The sequence below is a fragment of the Candidatus Tisiphia endosymbiont of Nemotelus uliginosus genome, assembly GCF_964264835.1.
Lineage (GTDB): Bacteria > Pseudomonadota > Alphaproteobacteria > Rickettsiales > Rickettsiaceae > Tisiphia.
Genome location: NZ_OZ183485.1, coordinates 663,122 through 675,483, shown reverse-complemented (window position 1 = coordinate 675,483; position 12,362 = coordinate 663,122). Strand labels below are relative to the sequence as shown.

General features: G+C 33.0%; 10 protein-coding genes. 8 read left to right on the top strand and 2 right to left on the bottom strand.

The features are described 5' to 3' along the window. Positions 1 to 6: 6 nt before the first annotated feature. Positions 7 to 414, top strand: a complete 408-nt coding sequence (locus tag ACFELV_RS02960) for a DUF2660 domain-containing protein (protein WP_375326686.1) — start codon at positions 7 to 9, stop codon at positions 412 to 414. Between the two features lie 51 nt (positions 415 to 465). On the opposite strand, the gene ACFELV_RS02955 is transcribed toward ACFELV_RS02960, so the two are convergent. Beyond that, entirely contained in the window at positions 466 to 717 is a 252-nt protein-coding gene (locus tag ACFELV_RS02955) for a hypothetical protein (protein ID WP_375326685.1), read from the bottom strand. 418 nt (positions 718 to 1,135) lie between these two features. Between ACFELV_RS02955 and ACFELV_RS02950 the strand changes: the two genes are divergently transcribed. From ACFELV_RS02950 to ACFELV_RS02940, 3 genes are read left to right on the top strand one after another with little or no spacing between them, the layout of a single operon-like run. After that, positions 1,136 to 1,519 (top strand): helix-turn-helix domain-containing protein, encoded by a 384-nt coding sequence (locus ACFELV_RS02950; protein WP_375326684.1) that lies wholly within the window; start codon positions 1,136 to 1,138, stop codon positions 1,517 to 1,519. A gap of 9 nt (positions 1,520 to 1,528) precedes the next feature. Next, positions 1,529 to 1,846, top strand: a complete 318-nt coding sequence (locus tag ACFELV_RS02945) for a hypothetical protein (RefSeq protein WP_375326683.1) — start codon at positions 1,529 to 1,531, stop codon at positions 1,844 to 1,846. A gap of 18 nt (positions 1,847 to 1,864) precedes the next feature. After that, a complete protein-coding gene (locus ACFELV_RS02940; protein ID WP_375326682.1) occupies positions 1,865 to 3,673 on the top strand; it encodes a M24 family metallopeptidase in 1,809 nt (602 codons plus the stop codon). A 451-nt stretch (positions 3,674 to 4,124) separates the two neighbouring features. Here ACFELV_RS02940 and ACFELV_RS02935 read toward each other — a convergent pair whose 3' ends face one another. Further along, a complete protein-coding gene (locus ACFELV_RS02935; protein WP_375326681.1) occupies positions 4,125 to 4,991 on the bottom strand; it encodes a peptidylprolyl isomerase in 867 nt (288 codons plus the stop codon). A gap of 146 nt (positions 4,992 to 5,137) precedes the next feature. On the opposite strand from ACFELV_RS02935, the gene secA reads away from it, so the two are divergent. From secA to ndk, 4 genes are all read left to right on the top strand, one after another. Beyond that, the gene (gene secA / locus ACFELV_RS02930; RefSeq protein ID WP_375326680.1) at positions 5,138 to 7,867 is read left to right on the top strand and encodes a preprotein translocase subunit SecA; all 2,730 of its coding nucleotides are present in this window, start codon (positions 5,138 to 5,140) and stop codon (positions 7,865 to 7,867) included. 190 nt (positions 7,868 to 8,057) lie between these two features. Beyond that, positions 8,058 to 8,990, top strand: a complete 933-nt coding sequence (locus ACFELV_RS02925; RefSeq protein ID WP_375326679.1) for an AEC family transporter — start codon at positions 8,058 to 8,060, stop codon at positions 8,988 to 8,990. Between the two features lie 401 nt (positions 8,991 to 9,391). Next, positions 9,392 to 11,671 carry an NADP-dependent malic enzyme gene (locus tag ACFELV_RS02920; protein ID WP_375326678.1) on the top strand — a complete coding sequence of 760 codons (2,280 nt, stop codon included), beginning with the start codon at positions 9,392 to 9,394 and terminating at the stop codon, positions 11,669 to 11,671. A 120-nt stretch (positions 11,672 to 11,791) separates the two neighbouring features. Then, positions 11,792 to 12,214, top strand: coding sequence for a nucleoside-diphosphate kinase (ndk, locus tag ACFELV_RS02915; RefSeq protein WP_375326677.1), 423 nt, complete (start codon positions 11,792 to 11,794; stop codon positions 12,212 to 12,214). Positions 12,215 to 12,362 lie beyond the last annotated feature (148 nt).

Genomic DNA, 12,362 nt, shown 5'->3' with positions numbered 1-12,362 from the left:
AAACTTATGAAAAATATTGATTTGATAATAGGAGGTTTATTTCTAGCTATTGTTACTATATTTATTTACCTTTTTTATAAACGAAGAAAGAGAATAGCTAATAGGGATAGAGCGCAAGAAGCTCCGCCAACTAATGAGGTAGTTTATAATAGAGAAGGATATATAAAGCATCTTTCTTTACAAGAGAAAATTGAATTGTCTTGGAAGTTTTTGTATGAAATTACAGAATTAATAGTTATGAAATTTTCTATAGAGGACAAAAATGCTGTAAACCAATATGGCCATAAATTATTAGGTAATGGAATGCGATATGAACATGTACCAGATTTAGGAATTAAACATAATGTAGTAAATGTCTCAACAAATATTGAACAAACCCCCTCCCAATCTCAAGGATTTAATCCTAATATATAGCTTGCTGTGAATCTCCTATATTTAGGAAAGTAAGGTAAGAAAAGTAATATACTAAAAGTTTTTTTGTAGGCACAGAATAGCCAAGAACCATAAAGTAATTAAACAAATCCGGATTTCTCTCTTGATATCGTCAGTTTGTTTAACTAATAGCTTTAAAGTATCCTCAGTTTTTTTAGTCTCTTTTATATTTTCAGACCTCATAGCAATTATATAACCGGACATAGTTATAATTTTATTATTGAGCAATTTTAGCTCTTTAGGATAATTTATATTATGTGTTTTTTCATTAAGATCATTTTGCATGATAAGCTCTTCTTTCCATTATAGTTAACATTATATAAAAATTTCCTTTACACAACCTAGGCACTATTTAAAAAAATTCTTATCTAAATCACAATAATATTTGCTTCTAACTTAAATTTTGGATATATTTACAGAATATTTTATATAATAAAATAAAGTTTTTTTTAAATAACTCCTTTATTAAACTTAACTAATAAATTATAAAAAAGTTGAGCTTTATAATAGGGGTTATGTTTTTATTATCAGTATAAAATACTATAAAGTTTTTGTATAATTGAGAATCGCAAAGTTATTAATTAAAGAGCAAGTAGTCTTATAATTGTTAATAGATGTTAAACTGTACTTTAGTAATTTTCTCATCGGCTGTCAAGGAAAAAAACCGTTTTTAACGGATTAATTTTAAAAACATTTATTTATAATGGATTGGTTTAGTAACTTAAGAAATTTCCTCCATCAAAAAATGGAAGAGCAACAACTCACTATTCGTCAGCTTTCTAACAAATCTGCTATTCCTCTAACTACTATGCGAAAGTTATATGATGGGGAAAGGTATCCAAGATTAGAAACGATAGTTAAACTTGCAGATTTTTTTGAGTGTTCTATTGATGAAATGTTGGGTATAAACTCCTCTTCTTCCATGAAAGGACAGAAATATACTAAATTAACTTCAGAAGAATTAAGGGTCAACTTGATAAATTTTATCAATAATCTATTAGAAAAGCAAAATATCACTTTGTATCAGCTAGGAGTTAAAATTGGTTGTAGTGAAGATGCATTTCGTAGTTTTTTAAAAAAAAGGTAATAATTCTCAATGTTGAGTATCAAAACGTTGGAAAAGCTTAGCAAATATCTCTCCAAGTTTAGCGTGGACGAGGCCTTAGGTAGGGTAGCTCCCGTGACAAAGGAGCAAAAACTTGAAAAAACTCTTTTCAGACAAGTAATAGCTGAGGGCATTAAGCAACAAAATCCAAGTTCATCTCACAATACTTTACTAGAAGCTGCTAAAAAGCTAGCGGAACCGGCAAGGAGTTATTTGCAACCTTTGAGTGAAAAAGAAGAGAGTAAAAGTCATGTAAAGACTTTATCGGAAAGGGCGATTAAAAAAAGAATTAGAGGAAAAGGGTTATAATAATTTCATAAAATCTTTATGCACGCTCCTATCGGTAATATCATAGCTCTTTTTGATCACTATCAAATAAGTGCATATATAGTTCCTTCTAATGATCAATATTTTAGTGAATACCCCCCAGCGGGCGGCCAAAGGCTAAAATATCTCACTAATTTTAGCGGTTCAAACGGTATAGCTATAATCTGTCAAGATAAGGGATTGTTTTTTACAGATGGTCGTTATTTAGAACAAAGCAAGCTAGAATTAGATCAAAGTTTTTTCTACATTTTTGATATTAACAACTTACTAGCTTTTCCTTGGGATAATTACTTAGATAAGAAGGCGATATTGGGTTATGATCCTAGGCTTTTTACAAATAGTAAATTAACAATATTTGCTAAAATAGTGCCGTGTTTGTTGAAAATAACAGATAATCTAGTAGATAAAATTTGGATTGATAAGCCTGCCCCCCCTATTTCCTCAATATATGCTCATGATATAGAATTTGCTGGCCAGGCTTATAGTGATAAAATTGCTGAAGCAAGGAACTTATTAATCCAACATTATGCTATTGCTCTTATAATTACTACACTAGATTCAATATGCTGGCTATTAAACCTTCGAGCAAATGATATTTCTTATTCTCCTCTGCTACTTGGGAAAGTTATAATAACGGTAGATAGTTTATTTGTATTTACTAATTTAACAAAGGTTAGTAAAGATATTATGTTGGCTAGGCCTGATATAACCTTTTGCGCAGAAGAAAATTTTGAAATTATATTGCATAATCAAGATGGTAAAATCTTATTTGATGAATCTACTACCTCTATTTATGTTAAGGAATTGTTAAATAATAAAATAACAGAAAAAGTTAGTGATCCTTGTCAATTATTAAAAGCCTGTAAGAACAATGTTGAAATTACTCATGCTGTTAATTGTCATATTCAAGATGCGGTAGCGTTATGTGAATTTTTTGCTTATTTATTTACATTACCCTCTGACTTACTAGGCAAGCAAACTGAATATAGCCTTGGTGAGATACTAACAGGTTTTAGAGCTAAACAAACTCATTATATTATGGATAGTTTTCCAACTATTTGCGGCTTTAAAGAGCATGGGGCTATAATTCACTACCGTGCATCTTTATCACAGGCAAAACAAATCGTAGGTAATGGTTTATTATTAATTGACTCAGGGGGGCAATATAAAGGAGGGACAACTGATGTAACCAGAACTTTTGCCATAGGCAAACCGACAATAGAACAAAAATTACGTTATACACAAGTTCTAAAAGGGCATATTGCTTTATCGAAGATTAAGTTTCCAAACAATAATGTTACGGGATCAAATTTAGATGTGTTAGCTAGACAGTTTTTATGGCAAGATTTTCAAGATTATCCGCACGGTACAGGTCATGGTGTAGGTAGTTTTTTAAATGTACATGAAGGTCCGCACGGTATTAGCTTGCGAAATAACATTTTCTTAAAGCCTGGGATGATTGTGTCTAATGAGCCAGGATATTACAAAGTAGGAGATTTTGGCATTAGAATAGAAAATTTAATGTATATTAAAGAATATTTTCCCTATTCTAGAGATATCAGTGGTTCCGCAAACGCTTTAGAGATTGTGGGTAGCAATTTACCGGCGCAGGGTAAGGAGTCAGCTAATTATTTAGAATTTGATACACTGACTTTAGTTCCATATGCTAAAGAATTAATTGAGCTAAAAATGTTAAGTAACGATGAAAAAGATTATATAAAGCAATATTATAATAAAATCAAACAACAAGTGTATCCTTTACTCTCAATTAAAGGGAAAAAATGGCTAGATAGCCAGTTATTCTTATAAAAAACCTGTCTTTAATTTTTAGGGGAGGTAGTTCTTATACCAAGTCGCTTTCAAGACAGTAGTAGGAGTATGAGTGGTGAGGCGCGCGGAACCTAACAGAAGGATTATTGGCAATAATGTAAAGGTTCGAAATATAGTTAAATGCGAGGATAGTTTAAGGGCAAAGCTGCCTTGTTACAAAACGGGCAGCTAATGTAGTAGTGGGTATTTCGGTGAGCTTCAAGAATTGGCGTCGTTGAGTTATAGTCGTCGTGTTATAAAGTTCGAGGGTGCTTACATACTTAATATGTAAGCTACGCTCCGAGGGCTTTGACACTTCTGCTCTTCTTGGAGTTAATTCTCTCGTCTACCAACTCTTCACTTATAGGAGTATTTCTAAAAAAGCACTTAGGATTTTCTCAAGTAATAATTTATAAAAATACTTATGAGAAAAATCTTTCCTACTGCTCCTTTAAGCTCCTTTCTCCGCTTTGTCTTTGGTGCTTTCATTTGTGGCCGGAGCTTTTGGTAGCAATATCTTTATCTCTGCTTTATTTTCAAGTTCAGTAACATATTGCTGTATAGCGTCTCTTCCAAGTTTATTAGTGATATTAGGAGTCGCTTCTTCTTTGGAAGGTATACGAGCAGGTCTTTTGTCAAGCACATTAATAATATGCCAGCCAAATTGAGTTTTAACAGGAGCGGATATTTCATTAACTTTCATAGAAAGGGCTTTATTTTCAAATTCAGGTACTAGCTGGCCAGAAGTGATATAACCTATTTCTCCGCCATTTGCTTTTGTTGCTTCATCTGTTGAAAATTCTGTAGCAAGTTTAGCAAATTTTTCACCTTTATTAAGTTTATTTTTTACATTAATTGCTTCTTTCTCACTAGCTACCAAAATATGGCTTACTTTTACTTCTTCCTTACCTTTTAAACTAGCAGCTAATTTATCATATTCAGCATTAATCATTTTGTCAGTAACATTAGATTTTACATAACGCTCATAAAATTCTTGAGTCACTAACTGTCTTTTGATGTTATTTAGTTTATCTTGAAATTCTTTAGAGGTTTCAATGCCTAACTTTGAGGCTTCTTGCTCGATTAGTTTTGCATCGATATAACCGTAAACTAAGTCTTTCTGGATACGTGCATCAAAATCACTAAACTTTTTATCTTTCCCTCCTGGCTGAGCAGCCAAAAATGGTTGAATTTCTTTCATTACTTGGGATTCCTTGACTTCTCCTCCCTTATAAGTAGCGATAATTTTGTCTTCATCTGCAAAAGCTATACTAGCAAGTAAGGTAGCAGATAAAAAAACTATAGATGTTCTTTTCATTTGTGTTCCATTAATATATTGTATTACTTATAAATAGTATGTTTTAGAAGGATAATAGGTTTACGTCAACTTCTATTTACAATATTATTTGATAAATTTGTAAAATACCATATAAATATGGTATTTGTATTCACACTAGGATTTAAATGTTCTCTCTACTTACAAGACTATTCGGTACAGCAAATGATAGATCTGTTAAAAAACTATCATTAGAAATTAAACAAATTAATTTATTAGAACCAGAAATCCAGAGCCTTTCTAACGAAGAATTACAGGGTAAGACTGCCTTATTTAGAGAGAGATTAAAAAAGGGAGAACCATTAGATAATATAACTTATGAGGCTTTTGCTGTTGTTCGTGAAGTTACAAAAAGGATATATGGAATAAGACATTTTGATGTTCAGCTAATTGGAGGGTTAATACTACATCGGGGTATGATTACAGAAATGCGTACTGGTGAAGGTAAAACCTTGGTTGCCACCCTGCCCGCTTACCTTAACGCTCTTACAGCTAAAGGGGTTCATGTGGTGACTGTAAATGATTATCTGGCTAAACGTGATTCTGAAGGTATGGGGAAAATTTATAATTTCCTTGGCCTATCTGTAGGTTGTGTTGTGGCAAATATTAGTGATGAGGAAAGACGGGATGCTTATATGGCAGATATTACTTATGCTACTAACAATGAATTAGGGTTTGATTTTCTAAGAGATAATATGAAATATAGTGAAGATTCAAAGGTGCTACGTCCTTTTAATTTTGCTATTATTGATGAAGCGGATTCAATTTTAATTGATGAAGCAAGAACACCGTTAGTGATATCAGGGCCAGTAGATGATACATCAGATTTATATACTAAAATTGATAAATTAGTGCGCAAATTTAAAGATGAAGATTATGAAAAAGATGAAAAATTACGTACAGTTAATTTGACTGAACATGGTATCACGCATGTGGAATCAATGCTAATTGACAACAAGCTTATTAAAAATGGTTCAAGTTTATATGACTTGGATAATTTAAAGTTAGTTCATTATATTAATCAGTCGCTGCGAGCTCACCATCTTTTTAATCGTGATGTTGAGTATTTAGTACGTGATGGTAAAGTAATGATTATTGATGAATTTACTGGTCGTGTTATGGGGGGGCGAAGATATTCGGAAGGATTACATCAAGCATTAGAAGCAAAAGAATATGTCTCAATACAGAATGAAAATCAGACTTTGGCTTCTATTACTTTTCAAAATTATTTTAGGAATTATCCTAAATTATCTGGTATGACTGGCACGGCTGTTACTGAAGCGGCTGAGTTGAAAGATATCTATAATCTTGATGTACTGGCTGTTCCTACTCATCAACCTATAACTAGAATTGATCATGATGATGAAGTATATGGTAGCAAACAAGAAAAATATGAAGCAATAATTAAGCTAATAAAAGATTGTTATGATCGTGGGCAGCCTGTATTAGTAGGAACAGTGAGCATAGAAAAATCTGAAGAAATTTCTACCTTACTTAATAAAAATAAAATATTACATAATGTTTTAAATGCAAAATTTCATCAACAAGAGGCTTTCATTATAGCCCAAGCTGGGCGATTTAAAGCAGTAACTATTGCTACCAATATGGCAGGGCGTGGTACTGATATTATGCTTGGTGGTAATCCGGCAATGTTAATAGAACAGCTTTCATTCAAGAAATTATCCGAAGAGGAGTATCAATTAGAAGTAAAAAAAATACAAGAGGAAACTGCAGAGGAAAAGAAGCGTGTAATAGAAGCAGGGGGATTATTTGTTATAGGTACCGAACGACATGAGAGCCGTAGGATAGATAATCAACTAAGAGGAAGATCCGGTAGGCAAGGAGATCCAGGTAATACAAAATTTTTCCTATCTTTGGAGGATGATTTAATGCGTATTTTTGCTTCGGATCGTATTTCGGGAGTGTTACGAACTTTAGGATTAAAGGATGGAGAAGCGATTCATCATCCTATGATTAGTCGTTCTCTTGAAAAAGCTCAACAAAAAGTTGAGGCCCATAATTATGAAATACGTAAAAATTTATTGCGTTTTGACGATGTTATGAGCGATCAACGCAAAATAATTTATGAACAACGTACAGATATTATTGCAGCAAACGATACCCAAGTTTTCTTAAGCGATATGACAAAAGAAATGGTAGAAAAAATAGTAATAACCTGTTTGCCCCCGGGATCTTATAAAGAGGATTGGAATTTGGATAATTTAGTGGGAGAATTACAGCGAATTTTTGCTATAACTCTACCTCCTGAAACAATGACAAAAACCGATATTACTGAGGTAGAAGTGACATCTAATGCTGAAAAAATGGTGCAAGAGTTATATCGGGTCAAAAGGGAAACATATGGTGTTGATTTAATGAATGATGTTGTTAAGTATATTTTATTGACTACTTTAGATCAAGTATGGAAAGATCATTTACATAACTTAGACCATTTACGTCAAGGTATTTCATTAAGAGCTTATGCTCAGAAAGATCCGCTTAATGAATATAAGAGGGAAGCATTTTATTTATTTGAACAAATGTTAGATAACTTAAAAGAGCTATTTATACAGCGAGTGTGTCATCTGCATATAGATGATACTCATCCCTATAAAGACACGCTGTTCTTAGAGAATAAAAAGCTGCAAGTTATGCGTGAAACTAGAGAAGACCCTGCTTTTAGTAAATATAATGCCGGCGTTAATGTTGATGCTCAAGTGAAAACTATTAAAACACACGTACATCCTGAAAATAGAATTCACTCTGATCCAACAAGTTGGGGAAAGGTAGCTAGAAATGAATTATGTCCTTGTGGATCTAATAAAAAATATAAATATTGCCATGGAAATAATGAATAAATTTTTTATAATAATTTTAATAGACTTCCTGTATAAGACGAAAAAGACCTGGGAATTTTTAGAAAAAACGAAGCCGAGCCGAGCTGCGTACAGAGATGTACCTGAAGAGCGGCGGCAAGTTTGGACGACAAAATCACCAACTAGATCAATTTATGCAGAAAGTCTAATAAAAGGTTGGTGAGTTAGACGGATGAACGAAATTTTTTCTAGCACATTACCTATTTTTTTGATTACTCTTCTTGGAAGTATTATAAAAAGGAAATGGTTAACTTCTGAAGAATTTTGGAGAGGATTAGAAAAATTATCATATTTTTTTCTCTTCCCCATTATGCTATTTAATTATATTTCTGTAGCTGACCTGAGTGCTGCAGCAATTATTCGGCTTGTTTTTGCATTAATTATTTCAACTGGTATTGTTTCATTAGGGTTAATTATTTATCAAAAAAAAACTAACTTTGATAAAATTCAATTTACTTCAATATTTCAAGGAGCGGTGCGTTATAATAGTTATATTTTTTTTGCTATTAGTAGTCCTCTTTTAGGAGCAAATGGGCTTGCTATAGTGTCAGTAATTTCATCCTATATGATTATCTTTACTAACATTATTTCCGTAATGATCTTTGCCCGCTATATCCCTGATAGTTCGATATCTCAAAGTCCGCGCGCTAGTTTTATATTAATGCTGAAGTTAATATTACAAAATCCTTTAATTATAGCTAGTATAGTTGGTTTTCTGTTTAATTACTCTAACTTAGAATTATATCTAGGGATCAAGAAGACTTTATCTACTCTATCTGATTCAGCTTTGGCTATAGGTATGTTGAATGTTGGGGCGGGACTTAAATTTGCCATGCGAGGAGCGCTTTTACATAATGTCTTATTTACTAGTTTTGTTAAATTAGTAGTTTTCCCTATTGTTACCGTAATTGTTTTGTCATTAATGTCGATTACTGGCCCAGCCAGATCAATTGGAGTATTGTATAGTTGTTTACCCTGTGCTAGTACAGCTTATGTCCTATCCCGTCAGCTTGGAGGGGACCCAGAATCTATGGCATCTATTATTACTTTTACAACACTTTTTTCCGTAATTTCATTATCAGTCCTTATGTATTTATGGGGTTAACTGTTAATTTGGACAGACTACTTGATATTTAGGAGGTGGTTTGTTAAATTAACTTAAAAATTTGTAAAGGATTAAATATTTGTTATAGAATGAGATACTGTATACTCTAGGAACTTCAAGAATTGGCGAAGGTACATGCCATAAAGATTTGCAGGTAGCCCCGTACTAGTCTGTACTGCTTTCGCTCCTTCAGGCTTTGCTACTGCCTCGCTCTTCTTGAAGTTGATTCTATCGTATAGTCAATTAATATAAACTATGGACGTCGTCGCTCGTTGCTCACCTAGTATCTCTAGGCTTCGCGCCTCGCTCCTAGTCCCTAATTCATCTTAATTGACTATATCCAACTCTGTGGGTACGAGTAGTATACACATGTAATGAATTAATAAGAGAAATTTTAACTTATGGATGAAATGAATAAAATAAATTATAATAGAGCGTTAGAATATCATCAAAAAGATAGACCGGGTAAAATTGCTATTGTGCCAACTAAATCTTTAATTACACAACAAGACTTAGCTTTAGCTTATTCGCCAGGAGTAGCTGCCCCATGCTTAGAAATTGCAAAAAATATAGATAATATCTATAAATATACCGCCAGGGGTAATTTAGTGGCAGTAATAACCAATGGTAGTGCGGTTCTTGGTCTGGGTAATTTGGGAGCTGCTGCTTCTAAACCGGTAATGGAAGGGAAAGCAGTTTTATTCAAAAATTTTGCTGATATTGATGCTATCGATCTCGAGGTTAACACTAGTGACCCTGAAGAATTTATTAATGTAGTAAAATATCTTAATTATAGCTTTGGAGGTATTAATTTAGAGGATATTAAAGCCCCAGAATGCTTTATAATTGAAGAAAAATTAAAGAATAGCATGCAGATCCCAGTTTTTCACGATGATCAACATGGGACAGCTATTATTACTGCAGCTGGCCTTATTAACGCTGCTTATTTGACTAATCGTTCTTTGAATAATATGAAAATTGTAGTAAATGGGGCGGGGGCTGCTGCAATTGCATGTATTGAATTGTTAATTTCTATTGGGGTAAATGGTCACAATATTATTTTATGTGATACTAAAGGAGTAGTATACAAAGGTCGGCAAGAAGGGATGAATAAATGGAAGGAACGATATGCGGCCGAGACTAATTTACGTACTTTAAGTGAGGCAATGAAATCTGCAGATATATTGCTAGGTTTATCAAGTAAAGGGGCAGTAACCAAAGAAATGGTTGCTTCTATGGCAGCAAATCCTATTATTTTTGCTATGGCAAATCCTGATCCAGAAATTACTCCAGAAGAAGTAAAAACAGTAAGAGATGATGCAATTATTGCTACCGGACGTTCTGATTATAATAATCAGGTTAATAATGTTATGGGATTCCCGTACATTTTTCGTGGGGCTTTGGATATTAGAGCTACGACTATCAATCAAGAAATGAAAATTGCTGCGGCAATGGCGTTAGCTGAATTAGCAAGGCAACCTGTGCCTGATGAAGTCTATAAAGCATATGCTGGTAGAAAAATGAGCTTTGGCCCAGAATATATTATTCCTGTCCCATTTGATCCAAGATTAATTACTACCATTCCAATAGCAGTAGCTAAAGCTGCTATAGATAGCGGAGTTGCAAAAATTACTACTTTTAATGCTACGAAATATAAAAAAGAATTAGAAAATAGGTTAAATCCTACCTCCCACTATATGAATTTATTGCTAGAGAAAATTCATGCTTCCTCACTCCAAAAAATAGTGTTTGCGGAAGGGGAAGAGGAAGAAGTGATTATGGCTGCTATTATGATGCGTGATGCTTGTTATGCGACTCCTATACTGGTTGGTAGAGCTGCTAAGATATTTGTTACTTTAGATAAAATGGGTCTGAAGGATAATTTAGCAGGTATTACTATAATGAATGCTGCTGTTACTCCTAACCTTGATAAATATATAGATAAGCTTTATACTAGATTACAACGCACTGGCTATTTGTATCGTGATTGTGCTAGGTTAGTGAAAAGTAATAGAAATGTTTTTTCAGCCTGCATGATAGCTTGTGAAGATGCAGATTGTATGGTTACAGGAGTAACTCAAAGCTATTATAATAATTTAGAAGATGTTATGAAAATAATGGGGGCTAAAGAGAATAATAGAATTTTAGGCTACTCAATTATGATTTCTAAAGAACATAATATAATTATTGCGGATAATAGTATTGCTGAAATTCCAGATGAGCAAGATCTAGTAGAAATCACTTTGCAAACTGCTATCATAGCAAAAAATATGGGGATGAATCCAAGGGCAGCTCTACTTTCATTTTCTACCTTTGGTAATCCTATGCGAGAAAATACTACTCGAATAAGAGATGCTATTAAAATTTTAGATAGTATGCAATTGGATTTTGAATATGATGGCGAGATGTCTGCGGAAGCAGCATTAAACCCTACTTTACGTAATTTATATCCATTTTGTAAGTTATCTGGCCCTGCCAATGTTTTAATTATGCCGGGAATGCATTCAGCCAGGATTTCCACTCAACTACTACAACAATTAGCTGGAGGTATTTTTATAGGTCCAATAATTAGTGGGTTACAATATCCAGTTCAAATATTACAAATGGGAATGTCAGCTAGCGAAATAATAAAATTTGCAACATTTGCATGTATGGATTCAATAAATAATAAAATTATTTAATTTATAATCTCTAACTACTTTATAGCACTTAATCTCATTTAGTATGGAATTAACAGAATTTACTTGCTAAATATTCAAAAATTATATAAACATTGACGATAAAATATAATAAGGTTTATTGTGTCTCAAGAATATACATTTTCAATGATTAAGCCTGATGCTACAAAAAGAAATTTAATTGGTAAAATTAATTCTTACTTGGAGCAGGAAGGCTTAAAAATAGTTGCGCAAAAAATGGTGGTTTTGTCTAGAGAACAAGCGGAAGCCTTTTATCACGAGCATAGATCTAAAGGCTTTTTTAATAGCTTGATCCAATATATTATATCTGGTCCTGTGGTACTACAGGTACTTAGAGGGGAAAATGCTATTTTAAAAAACCGTGAAGTAATGGGCGCCACTAACCCACAAGATGCCCAGCCGGGAACAATTAGAAAAGACTTTGCGGAAAGCATTGAAGCGAATAGCATTCATGGGTCTGATAATCTCAATAGTGCTCAAAGAGAGATAAGCTTGTTTTTTAGTCCTGCTGAAATCGTAGGGTAGTTTTTTATAATAATCTAAACTCAAGATGTTAAGTAAGCACCTATGTTATAATGCATAACTTAAATTTCTGTAGTATAGGTTTTTTTATTTGATAAGTTAATGTTACTGTTGTTTAAATAATTAAAATACGATACAGCTTTTGTAACTA